30 protein-coding genes are annotated in these 26,576 nt (G+C 60.1%); 14 read left to right on the top strand and 16 right to left on the bottom strand.

From position 1 onward, the window contains the following. The first annotated feature begins 213 nt into the window (after positions 1–213). The gene (locus NKI73_RS02935) at positions 214–1,185 is read left to right on the top strand and encodes an SDR family oxidoreductase (protein ID WP_352627241.1); all 972 of its coding nucleotides are present in this window, start codon (positions 214–216) and stop codon (positions 1,183–1,185) included. 255 nt (positions 1,186–1,440) lie between these two features. Here the strand turns inward: NKI73_RS02935 and NKI73_RS02930 are convergent, their stop codons facing one another. Next, positions 1,441–1,947: a YciE/YciF ferroxidase family protein gene (locus tag NKI73_RS02930; protein ID WP_352627239.1), complete on the bottom strand. Its 507-nt coding sequence runs from the start codon at positions 1,945–1,947 to the stop codon at positions 1,441–1,443. A 239-nt stretch (positions 1,948–2,186) separates the two neighbouring features. Between NKI73_RS02930 and NKI73_RS02925 the strand changes: the two genes are divergently transcribed. Further along, complete coding sequence (locus NKI73_RS02925; RefSeq protein WP_352627237.1) at positions 2,187–3,899, top strand: HAD family hydrolase; 1,713 nt, start codon at positions 2,187–2,189, stop codon at positions 3,897–3,899. 16 nt (positions 3,900–3,915) lie between these two features. Here NKI73_RS02925 and NKI73_RS02920 read toward each other — a convergent pair whose 3' ends face one another. The 3 genes from NKI73_RS02920 to NKI73_RS02910 are packed head-to-tail and all read right to left on the bottom strand — an operon-like array spanning position 3,916 to position 7,840. Then, the gene (locus tag NKI73_RS02920) at positions 3,916–6,195 is read right to left on the bottom strand and encodes a xanthine dehydrogenase family protein molybdopterin-binding subunit (RefSeq protein WP_352627235.1); all 2,280 of its coding nucleotides are present in this window, start codon (positions 6,193–6,195) and stop codon (positions 3,916–3,918) included. A 3-nt stretch (positions 6,196–6,198) separates the two neighbouring features. Beyond that, on the bottom strand, positions 6,199–7,221 hold the full coding sequence (locus NKI73_RS02915; protein ID WP_352627233.1) for an FAD binding domain-containing protein: 1,023 nt from the start codon (positions 7,219–7,221) through the stop codon (positions 6,199–6,201). Between the two features lies 1 nt (position 7,222). Beyond that, complete coding sequence (locus NKI73_RS02910) at positions 7,223–7,840, bottom strand: (2Fe-2S)-binding protein (protein WP_352627231.1); 618 nt, start codon at positions 7,838–7,840, stop codon at positions 7,223–7,225. Positions 7,841–8,005: 165 nt separating this feature from the next. On the opposite strand from NKI73_RS02910, the gene NKI73_RS02905 reads away from it, so the two are divergent. The 5 genes from NKI73_RS02905 (at position 8,006) to NKI73_RS02885 (ending at position 12,261) form a co-directional block, all read left to right on the top strand. Then, positions 8,006–8,188: a hypothetical protein gene (locus tag NKI73_RS02905; protein ID WP_352627229.1), complete on the top strand. Its 183-nt coding sequence runs from the start codon at positions 8,006–8,008 to the stop codon at positions 8,186–8,188. A gap of 337 nt (positions 8,189–8,525) precedes the next feature. Continuing rightward, positions 8,526–9,521 (top strand): HlyD family secretion protein, encoded by a 996-nt coding sequence (locus NKI73_RS02900; RefSeq protein WP_352627227.1) that lies wholly within the window; start codon positions 8,526–8,528, stop codon positions 9,519–9,521. Positions 9,522–9,529: 8 nt separating this feature from the next. Continuing rightward, a complete protein-coding gene (locus tag NKI73_RS02895) occupies positions 9,530–11,116 on the top strand; it encodes a DHA2 family efflux MFS transporter permease subunit (RefSeq protein ID WP_352627225.1) in 1,587 nt (528 codons plus the stop codon). A 330-nt stretch (positions 11,117–11,446) separates the two neighbouring features. Next, positions 11,447–11,764 (top strand): plasmid stabilization protein, encoded by a 318-nt coding sequence (locus tag NKI73_RS02890; RefSeq protein ID WP_352627223.1) that lies wholly within the window; start codon positions 11,447–11,449, stop codon positions 11,762–11,764. 53 nt (positions 11,765–11,817) lie between these two features. Next, on the top strand, positions 11,818–12,261 hold the full coding sequence (locus NKI73_RS02885) for a PPC domain-containing DNA-binding protein (protein ID WP_352627221.1): 444 nt from the start codon (positions 11,818–11,820) through the stop codon (positions 12,259–12,261). Between the two features lie 38 nt (positions 12,262–12,299). On the opposite strand, the gene NKI73_RS02880 is transcribed toward NKI73_RS02885, so the two are convergent. Together NKI73_RS02880 and NKI73_RS02875 are read right to left on the bottom strand one after the other, a co-directional pair. Next, on the bottom strand, positions 12,300–13,556 hold the full coding sequence (locus NKI73_RS02880) for a DUF763 domain-containing protein (RefSeq protein ID WP_352627220.1): 1,257 nt from the start codon (positions 13,554–13,556) through the stop codon (positions 12,300–12,302). 95 nt (positions 13,557–13,651) lie between these two features. Then, on the bottom strand, positions 13,652–14,260 hold the full coding sequence (locus tag NKI73_RS02875) for a cysteine hydrolase family protein (protein ID WP_352627219.1): 609 nt from the start codon (positions 14,258–14,260) through the stop codon (positions 13,652–13,654). A gap of 303 nt (positions 14,261–14,563) precedes the next feature. Between NKI73_RS02875 and NKI73_RS02870 the strand changes: the two genes are divergently transcribed. After that, complete coding sequence (locus NKI73_RS02870) at positions 14,564–14,983, top strand: HD domain-containing protein (protein ID WP_352627218.1); 420 nt, start codon at positions 14,564–14,566, stop codon at positions 14,981–14,983. 27 nt (positions 14,984–15,010) lie between these two features. Here NKI73_RS02870 and NKI73_RS02865 read toward each other — a convergent pair whose 3' ends face one another. The 4 genes from NKI73_RS02865 to NKI73_RS02850 all read right to left on the bottom strand — a co-directional run bounded on the left by NKI73_RS02865 (position 15,011) and on the right by NKI73_RS02850 (position 16,896). Continuing rightward, positions 15,011–15,415: a DUF427 domain-containing protein gene (locus NKI73_RS02865; RefSeq protein WP_352627217.1), complete on the bottom strand. Its 405-nt coding sequence runs from the start codon at positions 15,413–15,415 to the stop codon at positions 15,011–15,013. A gap of 131 nt (positions 15,416–15,546) precedes the next feature. Continuing rightward, a complete protein-coding gene (locus tag NKI73_RS02860) occupies positions 15,547–16,443 on the bottom strand; it encodes an alpha/beta fold hydrolase (protein WP_352627215.1) in 897 nt (298 codons plus the stop codon). Next, a complete protein-coding gene (locus NKI73_RS02855; RefSeq protein ID WP_352627213.1) occupies positions 16,440–16,625 on the bottom strand; it encodes a hypothetical protein in 186 nt (61 codons plus the stop codon). The genes NKI73_RS02860 and NKI73_RS02855 overlap by 4 nt, the downstream gene beginning before the upstream one ends. A 76-nt stretch (positions 16,626–16,701) precedes the next feature. Further along, entirely contained in the window at positions 16,702–16,896 is a 195-nt protein-coding gene (locus tag NKI73_RS02850; RefSeq protein WP_352627212.1) for a DUF2934 domain-containing protein, read from the bottom strand. Between the two features lie 300 nt (positions 16,897–17,196). Between NKI73_RS02850 and NKI73_RS02845 the strand changes: the two genes are divergently transcribed. The 3 genes from NKI73_RS02845 to NKI73_RS02835 all read left to right on the top strand — a co-directional run bounded on the left by NKI73_RS02845 (position 17,197) and on the right by NKI73_RS02835 (position 19,075). Beyond that, positions 17,197–17,457: a hypothetical protein gene (locus tag NKI73_RS02845; RefSeq protein WP_352627210.1), complete on the top strand. Its 261-nt coding sequence runs from the start codon at positions 17,197–17,199 to the stop codon at positions 17,455–17,457. 142 nt (positions 17,458–17,599) lie between these two features. Continuing rightward, positions 17,600–18,298: an MgtC/SapB family protein gene (locus NKI73_RS02840; protein WP_352627327.1), complete on the top strand. Its 699-nt coding sequence runs from the start codon at positions 17,600–17,602 to the stop codon at positions 18,296–18,298. 147 nt (positions 18,299–18,445) lie between these two features. Then, positions 18,446–19,075: a DUF1236 domain-containing protein gene (locus tag NKI73_RS02835; protein WP_502909535.1), complete on the top strand. Its 630-nt coding sequence runs from the start codon at positions 18,446–18,448 to the stop codon at positions 19,073–19,075. A gap of 133 nt (positions 19,076–19,208) precedes the next feature. Here NKI73_RS02835 and ku read toward each other — a convergent pair whose 3' ends face one another. The 4 genes from ku to NKI73_RS02815 all read right to left on the bottom strand — a co-directional run bounded on the left by ku (position 19,209) and on the right by NKI73_RS02815 (position 22,497). Then, entirely contained in the window at positions 19,209–20,042 is an 834-nt protein-coding gene (gene ku, locus NKI73_RS02830; RefSeq protein ID WP_352627209.1) for a non-homologous end joining protein Ku, read from the bottom strand. Between the two features lie 165 nt (positions 20,043–20,207). Further along, positions 20,208–21,467: an Nramp family divalent metal transporter gene (locus NKI73_RS02825; protein ID WP_352627207.1), complete on the bottom strand. Its 1,260-nt coding sequence runs from the start codon at positions 21,465–21,467 to the stop codon at positions 20,208–20,210. A gap of 116 nt (positions 21,468–21,583) precedes the next feature. Further along, positions 21,584–21,748 carry a DUF3309 family protein gene (locus tag NKI73_RS02820; RefSeq protein WP_352627205.1) on the bottom strand — a complete coding sequence of 55 codons (165 nt, stop codon included), beginning with the start codon at positions 21,746–21,748 and terminating at the stop codon, positions 21,584–21,586. Positions 21,749–21,879: 131 nt separating this feature from the next. Beyond that, entirely contained in the window at positions 21,880–22,497 is a 618-nt protein-coding gene (locus NKI73_RS02815) for a flavodoxin family protein (protein ID WP_352627204.1), read from the bottom strand. Positions 22,498–22,815: 318 nt separating this feature from the next. On the opposite strand from NKI73_RS02815, the gene NKI73_RS02810 reads away from it, so the two are divergent. Continuing rightward, positions 22,816–23,607 carry an alpha/beta fold hydrolase gene (locus NKI73_RS02810; protein ID WP_352627202.1) on the top strand — a complete coding sequence of 264 codons (792 nt, stop codon included), beginning with the start codon at positions 22,816–22,818 and terminating at the stop codon, positions 23,605–23,607. A 16-nt stretch (positions 23,608–23,623) separates the two neighbouring features. Here NKI73_RS02810 and NKI73_RS02805 read toward each other — a convergent pair whose 3' ends face one another. Continuing rightward, positions 23,624–24,076: a hypothetical protein gene (locus tag NKI73_RS02805; protein ID WP_352627323.1), complete on the bottom strand. Its 453-nt coding sequence runs from the start codon at positions 24,074–24,076 to the stop codon at positions 23,624–23,626. Between the two features lie 226 nt (positions 24,077–24,302). Further along, positions 24,303–24,902, bottom strand: a complete 600-nt coding sequence (locus NKI73_RS02800) for an alpha-ketoglutarate-dependent dioxygenase AlkB (protein ID WP_352627200.1) — start codon at positions 24,900–24,902, stop codon at positions 24,303–24,305. 283 nt (positions 24,903–25,185) lie between these two features. Between NKI73_RS02800 and NKI73_RS02795 the strand changes: the two genes are divergently transcribed. Both NKI73_RS02795 and NKI73_RS02790 read left to right on the top strand, forming a co-directional pair. Then, a complete protein-coding gene (locus tag NKI73_RS02795; protein ID WP_352627321.1) occupies positions 25,186–26,184 on the top strand; it encodes an ATP-dependent DNA ligase in 999 nt (332 codons plus the stop codon). A gap of 155 nt (positions 26,185–26,339) precedes the next feature. Then, positions 26,340–26,561, top strand: coding sequence for a KTSC domain-containing protein (locus NKI73_RS02790; RefSeq protein WP_352627198.1), 222 nt, complete (start codon positions 26,340–26,342; stop codon positions 26,559–26,561). Positions 26,562–26,576: the final 15 nt, after the last annotated feature.

Raw genomic sequence — 26,576 nt, 5'->3', positions numbered from 1 at the left:
GGCGCCAGAACGCGCCGTGCGAGGGAAGGTTCCGAAAAGGCTGAGTCACGAAATAATACGACGGCGCGGGGCGGTTGCGCGAAGGTCGGAGACGACGTCATCGCTCATGCCTTGCCAAAAAGGCTGAGCCGAGCCCTTTCGACAACCCGGATCCTTTGCGCAAACTTTTTTGTCCATCATGCGTTGTTCCTTCTTCAAGCCGAGGAGGCAACCATGCAGATGAAGTCGCAGACATCGGGTGAAGCCGCCAAGCAACGGCATATCCAGCGCGGCATTGATGCCAAGGACAAAGCCAGGGGCAAAGGCAAGATCCAACACGCAATGCAAGCCGGCGCCCGTAGATATCCGGAGCCGCCCTTTCCCGAGCAACATCAGCCCAAGCCGGGGCATGAATGGGCAATCGAGCCCGCTCCCCTCTACGATGCGCCCTATTACCTGGGGTCGAAAAAACTCGACGACAAGGTAGCGCTCATCACGGGCGGCGATTCCGGCATCGGCCGCTCGGTGGCTGTCCTGTTTGCCCGCGAGGGCGCGGACATTGCGATCGTCTATCTGGCCGAGGACAAGGACGCCGAAGTGACCAAGGCCGCCGTCGAAAAAGAGGGGCGGCGCTGTATTCTGATAAAAGCCGATGTCAGTGAACGCGAGCATTGCCATAACGCGGTGGCGGTCACGGTGCAGAAATTCGGTCGCATCGATGTGCTGGTCAACAACGCTGCTTTCCAGATCCATTCCAGCGACTTCGGCGATCTGACGGAGGCACACTTCGACACGACGCTGAAGACCAATCTCTACGGCTATTTTCATATGGCGCAGGAAGCCGTGCCACACATGAAACCGGGCTCGGCGGTCATCAACACCGGTTCCGTAACCGGCATCGACGGTTCAAGGCAACTCATCGACTATTCGATGACCAAGGGCGGCATTCACGCATTTACGCGCGCGCTTTCGGGCAACCTTATCGGCAAGGGCATCCGGGTGAACGCAGTTGCGCCAGGCCCGGTGTGGACGCCGCTCAACCCGTCGGACAAGGAAGCCGACGACGTCTCGAAATTCGGTGCGGACACGCCGATGAAACGGCCTGCACAGCCGGAAGAACTCGCACCCGCCTATGTATTCCTCGCCTCGCCGCAGTGCTCGAGCTACATCACCGGCGAGATATTGCCGGTGATCGGCGGCTACTGACATGAGAACAGCCGAAATTGAACATATGATGACCAGGGAGCGAGATGGATGGTTCGTCTGCTTTTCACAGTGACGCTTGCCTATGTAGCGTACCGTATCTGCAGGGAAATTGCGGAACCTGCCCGACACGTGCCGCACGACGATAACGAGACACTGAGGCAGCAATCGGCGGCCTTGGGAGTCGACCCGGCGCGCTAGTTGGCTATTTTGGATCGGCCAGCCAGCCGGTGCGCTGGCTGGCCGACTTGAGTAGCCTCATTCGGCTGCCTGCAGGTTGATCTTGCTCTCCGCCATTTCGGTGAGCTTGCGATCGGTCGCCTGTTCTTCCTTCAGGTTCTTGGCCAGCACGTTGGCGCAATCGCTGCGGCCAAGCTGCTTGGCCCAGGCGATGAGCGTGCCATAGCGGGTCATCTCGTAATGCTCGACGGCCTGTGCCGAGGCTATCAGCGCCGCATCGAGAACGTCCTTGTCGTCGACGTCGCCGCTTACGTCGTCGGCTTCCTCGAGAATGCCGTCGATCGCCGGGCAGTTGACCTCCTTGGCCTTGACGCCATGCAACTCGAACACCTGCTCTACGCGCTCGACATGGCCCCTGGTCTGCTCAAGGTGTTTTTCGAATCCGGCTTTCAATTGCGGGTCGGTTGCCTTGCCGATCATCTTCGGCAGCGCTTTCTCGATCTGCCTTTCGGCGTAATAGATGTCGCGCAGCGTGTGCACGAAGAGATCGTCGAGTGTTTTGATATCCTTCGAAAAGAAGCCCATGGCCTTACCTTTCATTGCTCTGAAGGTTGACTAAGGCGGCGGCTTTGCCCGCCACCCGCGAAAGCCGGGACTAAATCCCGGCTTGCTGGTCAACGTGCCGGTACCGGAGGAGTTCCTGATTTCCGGGGCGAAACCGTCATCCCTCTTTCGAAACCCTGCGATCCACTTCCGGTGGGAGCCTTTGTCTCGATCACACGTTCTAACCGGAACGCGAACCGGAACTGTGAAAGGTCGGCAGAATGTATTTCATTGCGTTGGCGACGGACTATGACGGCACACTGGCTCATGACGGAATCGTCGCCACGAAAACGCTCGTTGCCCTTGAGCAGTTCAAGAAAAGTGGCCGCAAGCTGGTTCTGGTCACCGGGCGCGAACTGCCCGATTTGAAGCGCGTCTTTCCCGAAATCGGCCTGTTCGACAAGGTCGTCGCCGAGAATGGAGCGCTGATCTACACACCGGCCAGCGAGGAAGAACGGGTGATTTCGCCATCGCCGGAACCCAAATTCGTCGCCAAGCTGAAGAAGCACGGCGTCAAGCCGCTTTCGATCGGGCGATCGATCGTCGCTACCTGGGAGCCCCATCAGGCCACCGTGCTCGAGGTCATCAAGAAACTGGGGCTGGAGCTGGAAATCATCTTCAACAAGGGCGCGGTGATGATCCTGCCGAGCGGCATCAACAAAGCCACCGGACTGACCGCGGCACTGCAGGATCTTCGGTTGTCACCACACAATGTGGTGGGTGTCGGCGACGCCGAGAACGACCATGCCTTCCTGCAGGCATGTGGCTGCAGCGTCGCCGTCGACAATGCAATTCCCGCGGTCAAGACCACCGCCGATCTGGTCATGCGTGGCGCCCGTGGGAAGGGCGTGGAGGAACTGGTCGACAAGCTGATCAAGCGCGATCATGAGATCGTGCCGAGGCGCCATGACGGCATCGTTCTCGGATCAGCCGGCGGCGACGAGATCTATTTGTCGCCAACCGATACGGTCCTCATCGCCGGCAGTTCGGGCATCGGCAAATCCACCCTGGCCACCGCGCTGACGGAGCGCTTCGTCGAGAGCCGGTTTCAGTTCTGCGTGTTCGATCCCGAGGGCGACTATGACGGTCTAGAAGACGCCGTTCGGCTAGGAGACGGCTCCAGCGCGCCGACAAAGGCGCAAGTGCTGGATCTGATCGCCAAGGCCGATAGCAACATCGTCGTCAATGGACTGGCCCTGCGCGTCAATGAGCGGCCGGATTTCTTTGCCGACCTGCTGCCTGGCCTCAGCAGTTTCCGCCGTCGCACCGCGAGACCGCATTGGCTCGTCATCGACGAAGCACACCATCTCCTGCCCAAGCGGCGCGATGATACCCGGACGGTCCTGTCACTGGAATTGCCGGGCACGATCCTGATCACTGTTCACCCGGAAGCGATCTCGACCGACGCCTTGCGCCTGGTGACGGCCATCATTGCGCTTGGCCCCAAGGCGAAGGACGTCGTGAAGGTCTTTTGCAAAGAGACCGGCATCGAGCCGCCAAAGGAAATTTCCTCGCCCAAGGGTGAACTCGTATTGTTCTGGCGACCGCAGAAACGCAAGAAACTCGCTATGGTCAAGGTGATCGAGCCACGCCAATCGCTCAAGCGGCACAGCCGCAAATATGCCGAGGGGCAACTCGATGAGGCGGGCAGCTTCTATTTCCACGGTCCCGACGACGCGATGAATCTCAGGGCCCACAATCTGATGATTTTCGTCCAGATGGCTGAGGGCATAGACGACAGGACCTGGGAGTTTCACCTGCGCGCCGGCGACTACTCCAAATGGTTCCGCCAGCAGATCAGGGACAAGGAGCTGGCACGGGAAACGGCCGGGGCGGAAAAGGACGAAACGCTTTCAGCCGAGGAAAGCCGCAAGCGCGTGCTCGACGCGGTCCGGCGGCGATATACGGCACCCGCCACGGCGCCGGAGGAATAGCCAGTGTTCAAAAACCTCAAATGATCAGTTGGTCTATCCTGATCGGCAGATCGCGAATGCGCTTGCCAGTGGCATGGTACACGGCGCTCGCGACAGCCGCCGCCGTCCCGACATTGCCAAGTTCGCCCAATCCCTTGACGCCGGCTGGATTGACGTCCAGATCGACCTCCGGAACAAGGATGACGTCGACCTGTTTGATGTCCGCGTTGACCGGCACCAGATAATCCTGCAGGTCACGATTGACATAGCGGGCGTTGCGCCGGTCGATTTCCGTCGCCTCGTGAAGGGCCTGGCCAATACCCCAGATCATGCCACCCATCAGTTGGCTGCGCGCGGTGCGCGTGTTCATGATACGCCCCGCGGCAAAGGCACCGACGATGCGCGGCACCCGGATCTCGCGTGTGTAACTGTTGATGCGGACTTCGACGAACTCGGCGCCAAAGGCATATTTCACCGAATCCTTGTCCTGATCGCCGCCGTGGAATTCCGCCTGCCCGGCATAAAGTTTCTTCAGTGCTTCCGGCGTCGAACCCTTTGGCGCAAATTCGGCATATTCTTCTATCGCACCGATCTGCATCGCCTTGAAGACATCCGACAGCTTGGCGGATTTGCCGCCGCTGGCCACGATCTTCTCTTGCTCCATTTCCAGCTTCGCATTGCCGGAACCAGCCAATGGCCCGTCTCCAGCAACGGCTGCCGCGAAAAGTTTTCCGCGCACGGCGTCACAGGCCTTCAGAACCGCCGAGCAGACGCTGGCAGTCGAAATCGAGCCGCCCGAGACCGGCGCTGGCGGCAAGGCGCTGTCGCCCATCTCGACGCTGACCTTGTCCATCCCTATCCCAAGACGTTCTGCCGCCATCTGGCCTGCCACGGTGCGCACACCGGTGCCGATCTCATGCGAGCCGCACTGAACGCGAACCTGGCCATCGGCCGTCAGGCGGACACGGGCCGCGCATGGCGCGCTGGCCGTTGGGTAGATGGCGGTCGCGCAACCCATGCCGACCAGCCAGTCGCCGTCGCGCATCGACCCAACCGCGGTATCGCGCTTCGACCAGCCGAAGGCTTGCGCAGCCTGGTCGTAGCATTTGACCAGCGACCGGCTGGAGAACGGCTTGCCGCCGATCGGCTCTTTTTCAGGCTCGTTGACACGCCGAAACTCGACGGGATCCATGCCGAGCGCCACGGCCATTTCGTCCATGGCGTTTTCGAGCGCGTAGACATAGGGCGTCTCGGGCGGCGAGCGCATGTAGCCCGGTGTGTTGCGATCGGCATGGACGAGCGAGACGTGAGTGAGCACCGAGCCATAGTTGTACATGCGGCCGGTGGCTGACGTGCCGCCGACGACATAAGAGTCAGGGCGTGATGTCACCTCCCAGCCCTCATGTCCGAACGCCGTGATGCGGCCGTCCTTGCCGGCGCCTATGCGAATTCGATGCCGAGTCTCGGCGCGATAGGTCTGGGTGTTGAAAGCCTGCATGCGGTTGACGACGCAGCGTACCGGCCGTCCAACACGCTGCGCCGCAACCGCGACAATTGCCGTGCGAGCGGTCATCGGCCCCTTGGAGCCGAAGGCGCCACCTACGTAAGGGCTGACAATCCGCACATTGGCTGGATCGATCTTCAACTGCCGGGCGAGTTCGATTTTCCAGCCGGTGACATTCTGGCTTGGCTCATGGACAGTGAGCTGATCGCCTTGCCACATCGCCGTGGTCGAGAACAGTTCGATCGGATTGTGATGTTGGGTCGGCGTCGAGTATTTCTGGTCGATCTTGACGGCAGCGGATGCATAGGCAGTGTCGAAGTCGCCGGCTTTGACATCCTCCTTCAACATCGGGCTCTTGCCGGCCGCCGGTTCCACCTTCGCGCCTTTGGAATCGAAGCTGGCGCTGGGCGGGTCGTCTTCGTAATCGGCACCGATCAACATCGCCGCTTCTTCCGCCGCCTCGAATGTCTCGGCAACAACCATCGCGATGATCTGGCCGTCATGGAAAATTGTCTTGTCGTGCAGGGGTGCTATGGAGCTTGCACCAGTGTTGCCAAATTTCGGCGTATCGGTCTTGTCCATGTCGCCAAAGGTCATGATGTCCAGCACTCCGGGCACGGCCCTGGCGTCGTCCGTATGGAGTTTGGAAACCTTGCCCCGAGCGATGCTGCTGGTGGCAAGAGCACCAAAAGCGACATTGGCTGTGGCGATGTCGGCCGGATAGCTGGCCTGTCCGGTAACTTTCAATCTGCCGTCTATGCGGACAACCGGTTCGCCTTGGTTTTCTTTTGGAACTGGCGCGGCTTGGTTCATGGCTCAGACCTTCATGTCGCGGGTTTCGAGCAACGCTCGCACCAGCGTGCGCTTGCCGAGCGGTACCTTGAACGCGTTGTGTTCTCGTGGTTTGGCATCGGCGAAAGCGGCGGCGGCGGCCTTTTCGGCCCCATCCTCTTGCAACACCTTGCCTTGAAGCGCGTCCTCCGCCGCCCTCGCACGCCATGGCACGGTCGCGACGCCACCCAGCGCAATACGCGCGTGCCTGACAGTGTCTCCATCCATGTCCAGCGCAACCGCCGCCGAGGCCAGCGCGAATGCGTAGGATTCGCGATCGCGTATCTTCAGGTAGTGCGAGCGACGGCTCCATGCGCCGAGCGGAACATCGATGGCGACGATGACTTCATCGGCGGCCAGATCCGTCTCGATGTTGGGCGTCTCGCCGGGAAGCCGATGCAGTCTGGCGAAAGGGATCTTGCGTGGACCATGCCGTCCCTCCACCTCGACGGCCGCATCGAGAGCAATCAGGGCTTGGGCGAAATCGCCGTGATAGGTAGCGATGCAGGCATCGCTGGTGCCGAGCACGGCATGCTGGCGGTTGAGCCCTTCCATCGCGGCGCAGCCGGAACCGGGCTCACGCTTGTTGCACGGCCAGGAGGTTTCGCGAAAATACTCGCAGCGCGTTCGCTGCAGCACGTTGCCGGCAAGGCTCGCCATATTGCGAAGCTGGCCGCTGGCGGCGAATTTCAAGCTTTCGGCAAGGAGCGGGCAGCGGCGCCTGACGTCATTGTTATCAGCTGCCTCGCCCATGCGAACCAGCGCACCGAACCGGATGGTATCATCGCTTACCCTGATCTGCCGCAGGGCAGGCTCGGCAAGATTGTTGAGGTCGAGCAGTCGTTCAGGCTGCGCGACGCCAAGCTTCATGTAGTCGGCCAGATTGGTGCCGCCGGCGATGAACTGGGTATTGGCCTGTGTTGGCGCAACATGCCTGGCGTCGAGGTGGGACGCCATGGCGATCGCCACCGAAACGCTCGTTGGTCTTTCATAGACGAAAGGACGCATCCTAGGCCCTCCTGATCTCGTCGCGTGCCTGGACGATCGCCGCGACGATGTTGGGGTAGGCAGCGCATCGGCACAGATTGCCGCTCATATACTCGCGGATGTCATTGTCCGACCCGGCATGGCCTTCGTTGATGCAGCCGATGGCCGACATGATCTGGCCCGGCGTGCAGTAGCCGCATTGAAAAGCGTCATGGTCGACAAAGGCCTGCTGCACCGGATGCAGCTCTCCGTCAGCTGAAGCCAGGCCTTCTACGGTCGCAACCTCGCGGCCTTGGTTCATGACGGCGAAGCTCAGGCAGGAGAGCACCCGCTTCCCATCGACAAGAACGGTGCAGGCGCCGCACTGACCGTGATCGCAACCTTTCTTGGTGCCGGTCAGGCCAACATGATCGCGCAGTGCGTCAAGCAGGCTCGTGCGATTGTCGAGCGCGAGGGTGTAGGCCTGCTTGTTGATCCGCATCGAAATCGTCGACAGATCGCGCGGCGCGGCCGCTTTGGCAGTCGGCGGCTCGGCGGCTTTTGTCGACGTGGCTATGAGCGGCATTGCCGCTGCTGCCGAAACAGAGCCCGTCATGAAGGAGCGTCTGCTCAGGCCGCTGGGATTTGTGGAATTGGACATGGCTGGCTTCCGGCTGGCTGAGGTCTCAAGCGGACCAAACTGCTCGCGGGAAACAAAGTTCCCTCCTCACGTCGCTGTGATCGCTGCTCTTGCAGAGGCGGTCATGCGGAACTTGAGCCGCAGGGCGGTGGTTGTCCTCGACAGGTTCCAAGGAAGGAGACGATCATGAGCAGTGATCGGAGCGATCGACACAGCGATCAAAATGGTGATGAAGGCCCCGTCTTTTCGGCTGAGCAGGCGCGGCAAGGCGAGATCATCCTGCGAACCCGCACACGCCGGATCATCTTCGTCGCAGGCCTGGTCGGCATTGTGATCCTCATCGCGGTGGTCAGGTTCGCTGTCGGCTGATTGATCAAGGCGTTTTCCCCCTGCCGAAGGCAAACTACCTCTGCCAGCCCTGTCAGGAACCTTTGTGGACAGCTGTCGTTGATTTGAATCACGAGCGGGCGGCGCCTTTGCTTGAGAGTTTCCTGTGGACGCGAAAACGCAAACCAAAGAATCCGAAACCGGAGATACGCGCGGCACTTCGAGCAAGGCCAGATCGGAGGCCTCGCCAGAAAGAAGGAAAGATGCGGCGCGGACCAAGTCTTCCGATCGCGAACCGCGTGAAAAAAAAGCCGGCGACCAGGAGGCCGGCGAACCAAGGCAGCCCGGCCTCCTGAGTTCCCCCCGGCGGCATCCTTACGTGGCCGCTACAATCCTGATCGTGCTGTTGCTGGCCGCCGTGGGACTGATCATGTGGTGGCTGAATGCCCGCCAGTATGAATCCACGGATGATGCCTTCATCGACGCCCGCACGATAACCATCGGCGCCGAGATATCGGGACGTATCACCGACCTCGCGGTGACCGACAACCAACCCGTCAAGGCGGGCGACGTCCTGTTGCGCATCGACGACAGCGACTATCGGGCCGCCCTCAAACAGGCCGATGCCGGCGTGGGCTCGGCGCAGGCCGACATTGTCGATGTCGGGGCTCAGATCGAAGCACAAAACGCAAAGATCGACGAAGCGCAGAAGCAGATGGCACAGGCCCAGGCAGCACTCGATTTCGCCAAGGCCGAGGACCAGCGCAACCGTGAACTTCTGGCCAACGGCACGGCCACCCAACAGCAGGCACAGCAGGCTGCGTCGACGCTGCGCCAGGACCAGGCTGCTCTCGACAGCGCTGAGGCCAATCTGGCTGCCGCAAAAAGCCAGGTCACGGTCTTGCAGGCACAGACCAAGAGCGCCGAAGCCAAGCTCGATCAGGCCAAGGCCAACCAGGACCAGGCGCGCACCACGCTGTCTCGCACGGCCATCACGGCGCCGGTTGCCGGACGGGCAACCAGCATTTCGGTTGCCAAGGGCACATATGCCCAGCCCGGCCAGGTGCTGATGATGTTTGTTCCCGATGAGGTCTGGGTGAAGGCCAACTTCAAGGAAACCCAGCTCGATCTGATGCGGCCGGGACAGCCGGTCGACATCGATATCGACGCCTATCCGGAAATATCCTTCCATGGCCGCGTCGACAGCATCCAGGCAGGCAGCGGCACCGCCTTCAGCCTGCTGCCGGCAGAAAACGCCACCGGCAACTTCGTCAAGGTGGTGCAGCGCGTGCCGGTGAAGATCGTCTTCGATAAACCGCCCGGCGTGCTGCTGGGTCCGGGACTGTCGGTGGTGCCGACGGTCAAGGTACGATGAGTGGCGAAATGGTCGGCGCCCAAAGCGAAAGCCGGTCGGCTGCTGGCGGGCGCAATCCATGGCTGATCGCGATCGTCGTCTCGATCGCGACCTTCATGCTGGTTCTGGACACCTCGATCGCCAACGTAGCGCTACGCAACATCGCCGGCAGCCTGGCGGCCGGGATGGACGAAAGCACCTGGGTGATCACCACCTATCTGGTCGCGAATTCCGTGATCATCCCGGTTAGCGGCTGGCTGGCCAGCGTGATCGGCCGCAAGCGCTACTACATGCTGTGCGTGGCGATCTTCACCACCGCATCGCTGCTGTGCGGACTGGCGCCAAATCTGGAATTGCTCATCCTGTTCAGGATCCTGCAGGGCCTCGGCGGCGGCGGCATGGCGCCGAGCGAACAATCCATCCTTGCCGACACCTTTCCACCCGAAAAGCGTTCCCAGGCGTTCGCCCTCTACGGCATAGCCGTCATCGTCGCACCGACGGTCGGGCCGACCATCGGCGGCTGGCTGACCGACCATTTCTCCTGGCACTGGATTTTCTTCATCAACGTGCCGTTCGGCATCATGTCGCTCGCTTTGGTGCAGTGGCTGGTCGTCGAACCGGACGTGCTCGAACGCGAACGCCAGGAGCGATTGCAAGGCGGCCTCAGGATCGACTGGGTCGGGTTCATCCTGGTGGCAACCGCGCTTGGCTGCCTGGAGATCTTCCTTGATGAAGGTCAGCGCAACGACTGGTTCGCATCGGGTTTCATCACAACTTTTGCAGTGATTTCGGCGATCTCGTTCCTGCTGCTCATCCCATGGGAGTTCAGCCACCGCGATCCGATCGTCGATATCCGCCTGCTGTTCAGCCGTCAGTTCGGCACGTCATTTCTGGTGATGATGGCGGTCGGCGCCGTGCTGTTCAGCACCACGCAGCTGATGCCGCAGCTGCAACAGACCGCCTTCGACTACACGGCGACCCTGTCGGGCCTTTCGATGATGCCGGGCGGTATCGCCATGCTGATGCTGATGCCGATTTCCGGATTTGCCGCCGGCTTCGTTCAGCCCAAATATTTGATCATGATGGGCATGTCGGTTGTGGTGGTCGCCCTGTGGCATATGACGTCGCTCACCCCGGATGCCAGCTTCCGCTTCTTTGCCTTTGCGCGCATCTTCCTGATGATCGGCCTGCCGTTCCTGTTCATCCCCATTTCGACAGCGGCTTACGTCGGTCTCGCTCCGCAGCAGACCAACCAGGCGTCGGCGCTGATCAACGTTGCCCGCAACATCGGCGGCAGCATCGGCGTGTCATTGTCCAACACCGTGATCGCTCAAAACGCGCAGCTGCATCAATCGAACCTTGTCGCCCATACCGCGCAATCGTCACCTGCCTATCAGCAGGTGCTGCGTCAGGTGACCGAGCACTTTGTCGCTCAGGGCTCACCGATGGTCGAAGCAAAGCAGCAGGCGATCGGCTGGATTGGGCAGTTGATCGCGCGCCAGGCGTCGCTGCTCGCCTATGTCGACGTCTTTCGGTACTGCGCAATCGCGGCCGCCCTGTTTGTTCCTCTCGCCTTGCTGCTGCGGTCTCCCAAACCCAAGCCCGGCGGGCGATAGTTCCACGCCTTGCGTGCATGTTGCGAATTTCCGATTGGAACTCCTCGCCCCACTGGAGCTCGCCGGAACGTTCGTTTGGGGGCCGGCGTTGTCTCCAGTGCTGTGGACCGCGTCAACCGGGCACGGCGGTATGGTGAACAGGATAGTTTTCCCGGTTTCATATTCTGGCCAAGGAATGGCAAAAAGCATCTGTCCCGCCCGGTCCGCAGAAATCTCCGCTTGCCATGACCGGGCAGTTTCGTGAGATCGGGTTGTTTCCAAATTTCCGATTGGAACTCCCGCGCTGTCTTTCCGTTTCCGCTCAGACTCTACAGAACAGGAGAAACAGTCATGCCACGAGGCGACAAGTCGAAATACACCGACAAGCAGGAACGCAAAGCCGATCATATTGCGGAAGGCTATGAGAAGCGCGGGGTCTCCGACCAGGAAGCCGAAAGGCGGGCATGGGCGACCGTCAACAAGGACGATGCCGGCGGCAAGAAAGAAGGCGGCTCCGGGCGCGGCAAACATACCGGCAATCCCGCGGCGCATAGGGGCGGCAAAAGCGGGGGCCAGGCATCCGCGTCACGGTCAGCCGCCAGCCGATCGGAATCGGCAAAGAAAGCTGCAGCAACACGGAAGCGGAATGCCGAGCACCGAGTTCATTGACCTGGACGAAGCCGCTCAGACCGACAAGGCTCAACGCGACGGGGAGTGCCGGCATGAAATCGCAGCTCGTCAACGAGATCAGCGGACAAAGGACATTCGTCGTGGTGCTCGACCCCGGCGAGGAAGCGTTCGCCGCGCTGACCGCCTTTGCGGTCGACCAGAAAGTCGGCAGTGCGTCCTTGACCGCCATCGGGGCTTTCGAAAGAGCCACCGTGGGCTGGTTTGATCCGAATGCGAAGACCTATCGCAAAATCCCGATCGACGAACAATGCGAGGTCCTGAGCGCGATCGGCGACGTAGCGCTCGGCGACGATGGCAAGCCTAGCCTGCACATCCACGCGGTGCTCGGATTGAGCGACGGCACCACCCGGGGTGGACATCTGCTCGACGGCATCGTTCGGCCAACGCTTGAAATCACCCTGGTGGAAGCGCCCGGTCACCTGCGCCGCCGCAAGCGTCCCGAACTCGGCGTCGCTTTGATCGATCTGGACTCGTGAAGCCCAAAACCGGCCTGGGCTCGCTCAAGGCGATCTTGTCACGCCTTCTTCTCCGCCGGCACCTTGTCCGGTGCGGCTTCCCAACCAAAAACACTGCGACCGCCAAGCAGATGCGACTGGTCGAATTCTCCGGCGACAATTTCCTTCAGGCTGGGGCCGGTGACGTATCGCTCGACCTGTCGCGACTGGTCGTCCAATCGCCTCAAGGCGCCGATTTCTTCTTCATGACCAAGTTTCGCCTTTTGCACGGCGGACTTCAGCACGCCGATGGTCTCATCATAGACCTTTAGCGGCACGGGAAATGGGTGCCTGTCCTTGCCGCCATGTGCCAGGGAGAAACGGCCGGGATCGGAAAACCGGCATGGCGCGCCATGCACCACTTCGGCGACGAGAGCCAGCGCGCGCCCCGTGCGCGCGCCAACACCTGGGACCAGAAGGAGCTCGGAAAAATCCTCAGGGCCACGTTCGGCGGCGGCCGCCATGTTTCCATGCAGCCGACGCATGATGACATCGCTTTCGCGCACATCGTGATGTGCTGGCATGATCAGATGCGGCAGCAACAGCTGTTGCGCTGCCGGTGCCGCACCGCGCTCCAATGCGGCGAACTCCTTGAGGATGCGATCCGGCCCAAGATCCTGCAACAGATCCAACTGTCCCTGGCGCGAAGCTTCGGCGCGCCGGTCGGTCAGATTGACGATCTCGCCTTGGTTGGCGCCCTCAATGGCGGTGTGCGGCTGATCGACGAAACTCTTCAAACCTTCGGACAGCCAATGATAGCGGCGCGCCACCTTGCTGTCGCCGTTCATGCCTTGCTGGACCACGACCCAGTCGCCGTCATCGGTAACGATGAACCCGTGCAGATAAAGATCGAAGCCATCCTGGACGGCGGCGCTGTCCACTTTGGCGACAAGCCGGCTGACGGTTGCCAGGCCCGCTCCGTCAAAACCAACACGCTCGCCGATGATTGCAAGTTCATGCGGGGTTTTGCGCGAATGCGTGCCGCGGCCGCCGCAGACATGAATGCCAAGTTCGCCGGAGAGCGGCGTCAGACCGCGTTTCAAGGCGCCGACGACGCTGGTCGTGATGCCGGACGAGTGCCAGTCCATGCCCATGACGGCGCCAAAGGATTGGAACCAGAACGGGTGCGCCAGCCGGCGCAGCAACTCGTTGCGACCGTAGTGATGAATGATCGCCTCGCACATCACGGCGCCCAGGCGCGTCATGCGGTCGCCAAGCCATTTCGGCACGCGTCCACCGTGAAGTGGAAGATCAGCACTTCCCGATCGTTGCGCCACGTCTGTTCCTATGCCTGCCGTTCCCTCGATAGATAGGTACCCCAGACCGCACGAAGAAGCACTCGCTGCTTCTGGCTGGCTGACGCCCGGCGACATCAAGTCCAATGCGAGAGAACCATCTCCATCTCGACCGTTTCGACCTGCTGCGCAAATCGCCGGTGATAAACGGTCAGCAGCGCGTCATGCGCCGCGTCGGAAGAACTGCACAGCGCGTCCGTAACGAGAACCACGCGATACCCGAAATCGATTGCGCCGAGCACCGTGGCCAGAACGCATACGTCGGTTTCGCCGCCGGTGATGACCAGCGTATCGATATCGCGCTCCGTCAGAAAAGCCCTGAGCCGGCCCTCAAACCAGGGCGAGTAGATGTGCTTGTCGATGACCGCGGCCGGCGGGCAATAAGCGGCCAATGCCGGCAACAGTTCGACCATTTCGTCGCCGATATTTTCGATCGTCATCGAGGTCCAGCGCTCATAGTAGCGTTTCCATGTGCCGACACCCTGCCCCGGCTTCTGGGCAGGCAGGAAGCGCGTGAAGACCGTCTGCTGCGCCCTCCTTTCGACCAAGCTCTCGATGCGAGGCAGGACGCGAGTGATCCAGGGGGTTGCCCATTGTGACGGCTCGGCAAACAGCCGCTGCATGTCAACACAGACATGCATGCAGCGGTCGCCCAGAGGCCCGTATGTAAGACCCGGCATCGACATCAGGAAATCCGTACCCGGTCGGATTCTTTCACGAGCTTTTCCTTGCTGTCGGAGGCATGGATCAGAACGTCCCGTGCCGGCACTCGTTCCTCGTCGCTTCAGGAACCGACATCAGCCATCGACGTTTCCGCCTCATGGATCGACGCCATTCGCGGGTAGAGCGCATCCGTGAGGCGAACGGCGCTCCGACGAAATCCTTGAGACAAGGAACAATGGCCTCGGCAGCGATTTGGAGATGAGCTCGCAAGAAATTCCGATGGCTGCCATTTATTAGCATTTAGACAAGCGGCCGGGACAGCGGCGATGAGCATTTTCTATCGAGCGGCCAAGATTGCGGAAGAGGTTCACGCATCGCAGCGCGACAAGACCGGGCAACCCTATATCGAGCATTGCCGACGTGTCGTCGACGCTGTCGAGACGATGGATCAGAAAGTCGTCGCCTATCTGCATGATGTCCTGGAAAAAGGCGAAGGCTGGTCTCGGGCCAAGCTGGAAGAGACCGGCTTTGGACCGTCGATTGCTTCTGCGGTCGATGCCATGTCGCGCAGAGACGGCGAGGACTATTTCACGTTCGTGCGGCGGGCTGCATCGAATCCGCTGGCGCTGCCGGTAAAACGCGCTGACCTCGAAGACAACATCTGGCAGTCACGGCAAATTGGGGCCTCGACAGCCAAATACGAAGAAGCCTTGCGCATCCTCGACGAGGAATTCTCCGAGCGCTAGCAAATGCCCGCCAGAGGTCCAACGATACTATTCCCTGACATGTGGCGTGTGACGTTTGTCCTCCACCGGGTCGATATCGATGCGCGCCTTTTCCGGATCGAAAGCGCCATGACGTGCAATGGCCCGCGCTGCCGTATCCGGCGTCTCGTATGTCCACATGAAGTCATCGGCCGAACCACCGACAGCATGGACACGCCAATAGCTCGCGGTTCCCTTCAGCGGTGAACTGCTTGTCGTGTTTGTCTTTTCGAAAAGCTCGAAATAGATGTCTTCGAAAGGGATATAGAACACCGGCTCATGTCCCTCTTCCCTGAGTATCTTCGCATGCTCCGTAGCCGCGACTATGGCATCGGAAAATCGTACCGTCACCGCGCCGGCAAACGGTTCTATGGTCAGTTGGTGATGTTCAGTAGTTGCGACTGGAGTTTGCATCCAAATTCTCCCTGGCTACCGATTGATCGCGCGACGGCGTTCCGGTCCGCCATCCATGGAGACGAAATGCGCGGCGATGCATCAGGTTCCAGCTTGTCCGATGAAGCCGAATGACTGCCGAGCCAAGTACTTTATTGCCTGCCGTAACTGTCGAGAAAGCTCGCCAACAGTCGCGAAACCTCGTGTGGGGCCTCACGTGTTGGGAAGTGCCCGACCGCATCCAGGACCACCCGTTTGTAGGGCGCAGTGAAATGCTCCTCCAGCCCTTCCGACGATGCGGTCAGCACAACACGGTCGTCGCCACCATGCAGCGTCAAGGTCGGCACCGTGATGATCTTGACCGATGTTTGCCGGCGGGCCAGCTCAGCGTAGCGGGGATCGGGCTCCGCCTCACCCCAGCGAACCCGATAGGAATGCAGCGTCACATCAGGCCAATCCGGATTTTCGAAGGATGCAGCCACTTCATCGAAAATGGCATCGTCGAACCAGCCCAATGGGCTCCAGCTGTCCCATTGGAATCTGGCGAATTCCTTGCGGTTCTTTCGCACGAACTCGGCGCCGCGCGCTGTTGCCATGAACCATTGATACCAAAATGCTTTCGCCTGTTCAGGCGCTGGCGTTACCGGCTTGCCGGGTTGCCAGCCAAGCGATAGCGCGGCACAGCAACTGATGCGATCGGGAAAGATCGAGGCCAGGAGGTAGGAGATCCGTGCTCCCCAGTCGTGCCCGACGACCGCAAAGCGGCTGAGGCCAAGCGCGTCGGCAAAGTCCAGCACATCCTGCGCCATTGCAGCAATTTCGCCGGATCGCATGGTTTCTTCCGACAGGAACGATGTCCTTCCAAAACCTCGCAGCCACGGCGAAAACGTCCGAAAGCCGGCTTCATGCAGGACCGGCGAAATGCGCGCGTAAGTGGTCGCGTCGTCCGGCCAACCATGCAGCAGGACAACGGGCGTCCCATTTTCTGGCCCGCCTCCGAGATAGGCGATGCGCAGCAGTGGCGTATCGCAAGATGAGACGGGGTTCATTTGCTCTCCGGCGCTGTAACCGGCTGGTCGCCGCCAGTCGTCGACTTGGGTCTGGCATCCTGGTCGACCTGCGGGTTCTTGTTGACGGCGTCGGTGTTGGCTTTCGTCGGTTCGATGCTGTTATCACAGGCGCCGAGCGCAAGAGCCGCAGCCAACACCAGAAGCGACAAGGATCTCTTCATCGAAACCTCCTCTGGCTGATATTCGACAAACGGGGCTCCGCGAATTTGGTTGCCTGGGTGGCGCTCGGGCCAGCCTTCAATCCTTCGAGCTTTTTGAGCCGACGCTGACTGTCGGGTCAGGAACGATGGGGCCGCGTTCGGCTTCCGGACCTTCTCCCTCTATCTCCTGCACGGCTTGATCCCAGTGCTCCTGCTCGCGTCCAGTCGGACGGCCCTCCCGCTCCCAGATCTCGTAGGCACGCCGTTTGATGCGCTCTTCCCTGCTGTCCATGGCATTCGATCCTCCGATCTATCAATCTCAATTCCGGACGATATTTTTTGTTCCTCTCTACCGGGAGAGAGCCGCCGCGGGCGCTGCGTTTCAAACAAGACGCATATGGATTGCGAGCTCAAACCGCTTGGTTATTGCCGTACCGACGTTTTTTCGTGACATGCCAGCGCTGGCGGATCAATGTATCTGACTATTGATCTGCGCCCTGCACGCCTGGCCTCCACCATCGCCCGATGGGCAGTGCCCTGATCGCCCCGGATCGAAAGACATGACGGGCATTTCGAGACCAAGGTGACGCCCATGCGGGAATTGCCGAAAGACATCGACGCCGATGTAGTGATCGAAATCAGCAAGCTGCTGGATGACAGTCCGCTTTTCGTTCCCGTGCGGGTTCATGAGCTTGCAGCCAGGGTGAGGCAGAAGGTGAAGACAGGTTTGCCGGACCTTTCGATCGAAGAACTGATCGTGGAAATGGCCTCCGTTCGCCAGTTGGCGATGGCGTTCGATCTGCCCGGATCGGAGAATGTGGTGCAGATTCCGATTCGGTATCCGCGCCGCTAAATCCGTTGCTCGCTGGGCTGACGCCATGCGCCGTTGTCTCTTCTGCCAATCGATCGCACGGCTTACCGTCAAGACGTCGTCGGGAACCTAACGTGGGACTGCGGATTGAGTGCCCGCGAGGGTTCGAATCCAGGTCATTGCGATGCCCCTTAGTCCGGATTGGCAAGATATAGCGGCACGGTTGGTTTTCACTGTGCTTGCCGGCGCGCTGATAGGATTGGATCGCGAAGCGCGCGGTCACGCGGCAGGGCTGCGGACAACCATTCTGGTCGGACTGGCCGCCGCTCTCACAATGTCTCAGGCAAATCTGCTGCTGGGAGTCAGCGGCAAAACTCCCGGTTCCTTTGCCTCCATGGACGTGTTGCGCTTTCCGCTTGGCGTGCTGACCGGTGTCGGCTTTATCGGCGGCGGCGCCATCCTTCGCCGCGGCAACCTTGTCAGCGGGGTCACGACGGCCGCCACATTGTGGGTGATGACTGCGATCGGGCTGGCGTTCGGCGGCGGCCAGTACGGTTTGGGGCTGGCTGGGACGGCGCTGACCTTGTTGACACTTCTCGTGCTGAAATGGATCGACGTGCACATTCCGCGCGACCATCACGCCGAACTCGATATCGCCTGGAAGAAGGGAAAGACCGGCGATCTCGGCGAAATCGTCAAGCCGCTGGGTTATCGGGCACGCTTGGTCGGAATGGAGCGTCCGGATCACCACGACCCTGTATTCTCATTTGAAATTGGCTGGACGCGACCGGACCGTAGCGGCCCGCCGACGGATTTGCTTTCGCTCTTGGATCAGCACTGCGAAGTCAAGAGATTCAGCCTGGTCAGCGAGCCGGCGCACTGAATGGAATTTCCTTCGGTTCGAAGAGCGCTCGGCCTTTGTCGTTTTTGGCAGTCACGCATCGCCATCTCGGAACAAAGTTTTTTGGTTCAAGTTTACCCAACGAAGGGACGAACTTTTCACAGGAGATTTCCTATGAAACACGTTCTCATGACCAGCATGTTGGCGATCGGTCTCGGCTGCGGGATGGCGATGGCTCAGACACAACAGCCAGCCGAAAACCAATCAGGAGCCGATACCAACTGTGCATCCGGGAAGGCTAACTGCCAGACCGGCTCGAAGATGGGCGAGCAGGCGCAGGGGAAGGCCAAGGTCCAGACCGACGAGCAGGCCCAGGGCAAGGCCGGCGCCACCACGGACCAGCAGGCGCAGGGCAAAGCCAAGGTCAAGACCGACGAGCAGGCCCAGGGCAAGGCTGGCGCCACCACGGACCAGCAGGCGCAGGGCAAGGCCAAGGTCCAGACCGATGAGCAGGCCCAGGGCAAAACTCCTGCACAGGATACGACGTCGACCGGCTCGATCAACAATGTCACGGTTGAACAGAAAACCCAGATCACCCAAGTGATCAGGGAGACGAAGATCGAAACGGTGGCCAATGTCGATTTCGACATTTCCATAGGCGTGGAAATTCCACGGCACAAAATCAGGCTGCATCGTTTGCCGGCTCGCATCGTCAAAATCGTCCCGGCTTACGAAACTTATGAATATTTCCTGCTTGCCGACGGTCGGATTGTCATCGTCGATCCGGATACGCTCAAGATCGTGCTGATTTTGACCTAACAATTCCTGCCACTGGCGGTCCGCCCCGCCCATGTCGGGGTGGCCGCCCCACTGAGAGCGCTGGCGAGAATCTCCTATCGCCCCCGGGCACGAAGGACGCCCTCACCATGATGACGCGTGATGGGTGAAAGTCCTATGCACTCTTGCGCTTCGCCGCGGTCGACTTCGCCTTGGTGGTGGGTTTGCCACCCTCCTGCGCGAGGCTCTTGCGCAAAATGTCGGCGAGATTGACGACGTTGGTCTTGGGTTCTGGCGTCGGCTTCGGCGGCTTCTTGCCCTTGCGCTTTGCCTCGATCATCGCGATGAGCGCGTTTTCATAGGTGTCTTCGAATTTCGACGGGTCGAATTTGGCGGGTTTCTTGTCGATCAGAAGCTGGGCGATTTCCAGCATCTCCGGATCGACCTTACGGTCCTTCAGGCCCTTGAATACCGACTGCGCTGAAATCATCTCGTTGTGATTGCGCAGCTCGGTCAAAAGCATGCCCTTGCCTTCTGCCTGGATCAGCACTTCCCTGCCGCGCTGGTACAGCACCACGCAGGAGCGGGCGGCCACCTTTTTGTGTGCCATTGCATCCCGGATCACAGCATACGCTTCCGCGGATGCGGCATCGGCAGGAACAAGGTAATAGGGTTTTTCGAGATACCGGGCATCGATGTCATCAGTCGGCACGAAGCCGCCAACCTCGAGCGTATGCTGCGACACCAGCTTGAGCTTCTTGATTTCAGCCGGCTCGATCCGGACGAAGTCGCCTTTTCCGGTCTCATAGCCTTTCAGCTGGTCTTCGGCTTCGACCGTTTCGCCGGTTCCGTCGTCGACATAAGCGCTCCTGACCGGCAATCCGTCCTTGCGGTTCAGGATCCTGAAGTGAATTCTTTCGGCCTCGGTGACGGCACCGATGATCTTGACCCCGCATGAAACCGATCCGACCTTCAGGAAGCCTTTCCAGGCAGCACGCGGCGCAACCATTGCAATCCTCACAATTTGCCAATGGATTCTGAACGAGTGGTGCCGCGAATGGTTCCTGGTTTGATTGCGGACCCGTCCTCACTTCGACAGCGACCGGAGGCTCGGCACCTCGAGCGTCGACGAGTTCCGCCACATCACGGTTGCCCTGCCGCACATGAACGCCTGCTAGTAAAACAATTGGAAAATCATGACCGCCGCCGCCAACGTCATGATGCCTGTCGCTACCCAGCCCACCAGGCGCATAGCCATCGGCACAACAGCATTCCCCATCACGTCGCGTCGCGCCGTCATCAGCATCGTCACCACCATTACCGGGACCGCGACCACGCCGTTGACCACCGCACTCCAGTAGAGGGCTTTGATCGGATTGACAGGCATAAAATCGAGACACGCACCAAGGAACGTCGCCAGCGCGATCGTTGCGTAGAACGCTTTCGCCTTCAGCGGTTCGCGCTCCAGCCCGATCGGCCATTTGCGCGCCTCGCCGAGCGCATAGCCGGCCGACCCGGCAAGGACCGGAATTGCCAGGAGCCCGGTTCCGATGATGCCGAGGGCAAAGATTGTGAAGGCGAACTGGCCGGCGACGGGTTTCAGCGCTTCCGCGGCCTGGCTCGAGGATGTTATGTCGGTGACACCCCCGGCATGCAGTGTGGCGCCTGCGGTTATCATGATGGCAAGCGCCACCACATTCGAGAATGCCATCCCAACATAAGTATCCAGCCGAATGCGCTTAATGGCGTGGGCTGACTGCCGCGGTGCCTTTTTCAGAGGCTTGCGTCGACTGGCCTTTTCTTCTTCAACCTCCTGCGAGGCTTGCCAGAAGAACAGATAAGGGCTGATGGTCGTGCCGAAAATGGCCACGACCGTGGTCCAGAACTGCGGGTCTGGCGACAATGTCGGGATGAACAATCCGCGCGCGATTTCCGCCCAGGGCACGTGCACGAACAGGATGGTACCGAAATAGGCAAACAGCGAAACCGTCAGCCATTTCAGGATCGAGACGTAGCGGCTGTATTTCAAGAATATCTGAAGAACCACCGATATGCCCGCAAAAAGCACGACGTAAAGCAGTTGCGGGCCGCCAACGATAAGCCGCAACGCGTCGGCCATGGCACCAAGGTCGGCGCCGATGTTGATGGTATTGGCGATGAGAAGAAGAAAAACAATCGCCTGCAGCAGCCAGTTTGGATAGTAGACCCGCATGTTGCCGGCGATGCCCCGGCCGGTGGTCCGGCCAATGCGCGCGCTGATTTCCTGAATCACGGACATCAGTGGATAACTGAACAGCATCGTCCATGTCAGTCCGTAGCCAAATTGCGCACCAGCCTGTGAATAGGTGGCAATGCCGCTCGGATCATCGTCGGAGGCTCCGGTTATCAAGCCCGGCCCGAGGACGGTGAGAAACCGTGATTTGAGTGCCCTCACCCAACCGGAAACATCGGCGTTCAGCGCTCGCTCCTTCGCTGTCGTTTAATCCGGGCATTACAAAGGGCCCGCCGCTCCCTGAGAAGCGACGGGTCGGACATTCGCGTCAGGTGACGCTAGATGCGCCCGAGCACGACCAGGATGATGATAATAAGCAGCACCAGACCAAGACCGCCGCCACCATAATAGCCGGTGCCGTAGAATGGCCCGCCGCCAAGTCCACTAAAGCCGCCAAGCAATGCAAGAATCAGAATGATGATGAGAATGGTGCCGAGACTCATGACGTTCTCCCGTCTGCAGCTTACCTCCGTTGCGAAACGCAGCGGCGCCCGCCTGCTAAGACTATGAACTCGCCACAAGCCTTCCTGTTCCCGGGTCGGTTCTTGACAGTTTCAACATGCCTTGAACAAACTCACCCTGCGACGCCTGGATAGCCCTGGCCTTTCAACAATCCAGCGAGATGGGCGGCGTTGGATGCAGCCATTTCAATCGTGCCGGAGACCTTTTCCGGTGTTTCCGGCAAGTCGACATAATTGACATCACCCATGGCTTCGCCAACCCAATAGACCCCGCTATTGGCGGGAATGGTGAAGCCAACGTCGTTCAGTGCTTGAAAACATTCGGCGTGGCAGTGATGCGCCCCGTCCTCGTTGCCGACGATGGCTACCAAAGCCACCTTTCCTGCCGCCGGCATGCGCCCTTTGTCGTCGGTCTCCTCCAGAAATGCATCCATTCGCTCCAGAACGCGCCTGGCCACGCTCGAGGGCTGGCCGAGCCAGATTGGCAGGCCGAGCACGAAGATGTCGGCCGCCAGTATCTTCTTCCTGAGTTTCGGCCAATCATCGCCCTTGCCCATATCGGAAAGCACACCCGGCTTGATATCGTGATCGACCGAACGCAGGATCTCGCCTTTGACGCCGTACGGCACCAGCGCCGCCAGGACATCGGCAAGCAACCGGTCCGTGGAGGATTTTTCTCTGTCGTTGGAAGCTTTCAGCGAGCAATTGAGGGCGAAGGCCGTAAGTGGCATGTGAGATCTCCTGCATTATGCCAGCCAACTGCCGCGGCTGCCACGCGGCGGCGCGTTTATGCAACTTGTTGCGGGATTGCTTGGCATTTAACGCTGAGGGTAAAGGCTTGTTCCGTGGACGGGCCACTCGACCTGGCACGAGAATTCCCAGGTTTTTGCCATCCAATGACGCCTGCTGGAAACGGGCGGCGACGTCGAGCAACGCTGGCCCTGGCGGCAACCTATTCGACCGACCGTCGTTTCCCCGGAGTTCTTGCGAATGGATAGACAATGCTCGTCCAGACCCCAGAAGTAGGCGGCGTGCGGCTGGCGGTGTCCATGGCCGGCGATCCGGCTCGGCCTGCCCTGATCCTTCTCCATGGCTGGCCCCACTCCAGAGAAATCTACGATGGAGTGCTCGACGAACTCGGCAAGCGATACTTCACTTTGGCTTTCGACCTTCCGGAGATTGGCGGATCGCGAGGTGCCCCGCCATCGGCGGAGAAGAAAGTCCTGGCAGATATCGTGATTTCAGCCGCCGAGGCGATTGGCGCCAGGTCCATGGTGGTTGCCGGCTTTGACGTCGGCGGCATGATCGCCTTCGCCGCAGCGCGCTATTACGGTGACCGCATCGTTGGCGCGGTGCCGATGAATACGGTCATACCCGGCCTTCATCCATGGGCTGATGTAATCGCAAACCCGGCCATCTGGCACTTTGCGTTCCATGCGGTGCCGGAGCTGCCGGAATTGTTGGTGACCGGCCATCAGCGTGCGTATTTCGACTTCTTCTTCGATCTGCTCGCTGGCCGGCATGGTGCCGTGACGAATGAAATGCGGCAGATATTCACCGCGGCCTATTCGAGGCCGGAGGCACTCAGGGCCGGCTTTGACTGGTATCGCGCATTTGAAGCGGATGCCAAGGCCAATGCCGTTCGGGCAAGCATCGGGGTTCCACTTCTCTACATCCGCGGTGACGCCGACTGCGGATCGATCGACGACTATCTCGAAGGTTTGAGGCTATCGGGTGCGAAGAACCTGCAAGGCCATGTGATCGCCAATTGCGGCGAGTTTCTGCCTATCGAGGCACCGGAGGCATTCGTCAGGGCGCTGGCGGAATTTGCACCGAGATAGCACATGCGAATGCTGCTCAGCGCCCTGCGGTGCGAAGCGCCGATATGAAAACCAGCAGCAGCGCCAAGGCATTGAGACCCGCGGCGATGGCATGCGAATATTCCCATTGGCGCCGGAGCAACTCCCAGTTTTCAGGCAGAATAGTCCAATTCCGCGTTGCCCGATTGATCGGATATGTCAGCGTCCAGAAGGCAAACTGCGTGGCGCCGATGCTGAGAAAGGCGACCACGATCAAACCAAACGATCCGCCTGACCGATAAAGCAAAACGGCCAGGGCAGCCGTCGAGAGCAACGCCCCCAGCACCACGATGCCAAACAGGCTCCAGCCATCATAGGCGCGTTGCGCGGCCAGATAACTCGTCCCGTCGAGCTTCATCTTGTTGAACATCGCGAAGAGATGCGCGCCGGCCGGGATGAAAGCCAATGCAACGAAAATGAAGCTGATCACCCTCAGACCATAGATCGCCATATCCAATTTCCTCTCGAGGAGACAGCTAGGGCAATCGGCATGGTTGGAAAGGTGGTTTGAATTGTGCAGCCAAGCCCGATTTACCCGCAAGCCTGTGAGTACGCAGTGGGTTGCGGAAGTCACGTCGCGCTGTGCACCAGCGTTGAAGAGGAACAGCTGGCGTTCATCGTGAGAGCCCGTCGCAAAGCCCCAGCATTCTGAAAGGCCAGCGTGAGGCACAGGGATCTTAAGCCCGCAATGTCCGCAAGGTGATCGAATAGCGGTGCTCGGCAAGCGGCGGGATGCTGTGCTCCCATTCCGTGCGCGAGGGACCGGTCATGAGATAGGCCGACCGTGGCTCGACGAGGATGGTCTTTCGATCCCATCTGGTGCCGTTCTTTCGCCGGAGGCGGAAACTGCAAGGCGCCAGCAGCGAAACACCCGCCACGTCTTCGAAATGAGGCTTGTCGCGGTGCCAGCCGATGCCAGCGCCAGACTGGTACTCGTTGATCAACACCTGCGCGAAAGCTTCGGCTGGCCGGCTAGCCAAGACCGCGACCTTCTTGCGCAGAGACAACAGAAAATCAGGTATCGGGGGCGCCTCCACGACTTCACGCCGCTCGTAATCGTAGCGCAAGCCAAAACCGACGACGCGTCGGTTTGCCGGATGGCCATGAAAATCAAACGCTTGAAAAGGCAGGCCTTCCAGGTGCCGGGCGAGTTCGGTTTCTTCTTCCGGTGTGATCAAGTCGGGCCGATAGAAGAAACCCTCCGGCAGATCGTCGGTGGCACCGAAGAGATCGGCTTGGCGCGCGGGAGCGGCAGTCTTGGATTTGAGCGACGGCATGGTCCTTAGATGGTGAAGCGAACCTATCCGGCAACCTCCAGATTGTTTCCAACGGCGTTGTCGAAATCTTCCAGAACGGTCGGGCCTCGCTCATCCAGCTTGAGCGAATTTCTGATCGTCTGAAATCTCGCCATGACAATGCCGGCATTCCCGGCGGCAATCGGAAAACTCCGTGTGCTTCAACAGGCGGCACTCCGAGCTCCGTCACCTGCGTTATCCAACGGAACGGAGCGGCCGCAAGACGGTTGAGGTTTTGGCATCGCGTCCTCGGGACCAGAGATCAATGAACATCTTTCCACTGCCGCTCGACATCCGTCCAATGGAGGCGAAGATTGCCGACGCGATCCCCGAAAAAAATGGGCCCTGGCAGTACGAACCCAAATGGGATGGATTTCGCTGCCTGGTATTCAAGAATGGCAATGCCGTGGACTTGCGCGCCAAGTCCGGAAAGCCGCTCGGCCGCTATTTTCCTGAGATCATCGCGGCGGTACGCGACCTCAAGAGTGGGCATTTCGTCATCGACGGCGAGATCGTCATCGAGGTCGATGGCACGCTCTCCTTCGAAGCGTTACAGATGCGTCTTCACCCTGCGCAGAGCAGAATCCGTAGGCTGAGCTTGGAAACGCCCGCCAAGCTGATCCTCTTCGACGTGCTTGCCGAACCCGGCGGTCGGATCATCACGGACAGACCACTTGCCGAGAGGAGGCGGGCGATCGAGGATTTCGTGACCTCCTCGGACAATCCGGATCTTCGTCTGTCGAAGTGCACGCATGACAACGCCACCGCAGCACAGTGGCTAAGGGGAGCCGGACATGGGTCGACCGACGGCATCGTCGCCAAATTGCTCGAGGGTCATTATCTGCCCGGCCAACGTGCAATGGTAAAGGTAAAGCGGCTGCGTAGCGCCGATTGCGTCGTCGGGGGTTTCCGCTACCTCGCTGGCAGTCGTGACGTCGGCTCGCTGCTCCTCGGTCTCTACAATGATGACGGCAAGCTCGACCATGTCGGCTTCACCTCGACTATCGGCAACAATGACAGGGCAGCGCTCACGAGAAGGCTGGAGGGGCTACGGGCCGAGCCTGGGTTCACCGGCAAGGCGCCCGGTGGGCCGAGCCGTTGGAGTACCGAGCGCAGCGGAGAGTGGGAACCGCTGAGACCCGAACTTGTGGTTGAGGTTCGCTTCGATCATGTTACCAGCGACCGGTTCCGCCATGGTACCAAGCTGCTGCGCTGGCGACCGGACAAGGCACCACGGCAATGTACGTTCGAGCAGATCAAATAGCCTCTCCTGCGTTCGCTCTTTCACGATTTCGGTACCGGCACATCTCTGCCCATATTCAGCAATCCGCGTGACAGATAGCGGTAGTGGTGAGGCGTGGCAGGAGTGGAACCGGACAATCCCCAGCGGGTTTTGTCCGAGTGACATCGGGTGCCGACATGCCGTCGACTGTGATCCGCAACACGAACTACGACCCCGCGACCAGGATCCTCTCCGTCTGGTTCGTGCCGAGCGGTATCCGCTATGACTATGAGGACGTGGCCCCGGCAACCTACGCCGCTTTCAGAAAGGCCTCATCCAAAGGCCGTTTCTTCAATGAATTCATTCGTGATCATCACAAATATCGCCGCTTTGGGGAACGGCGGGCCGTCGGGAAATGAAGTGCTCGATCGCGG

Source organism: Mesorhizobium sp. M0496, assembly GCF_040321205.1.
Taxonomy (GTDB): Bacteria; Pseudomonadota; Alphaproteobacteria; order Rhizobiales; family Rhizobiaceae; genus Mesorhizobium.
This window is presented reverse-complemented; position numbering and strand designations above follow the sequence as displayed.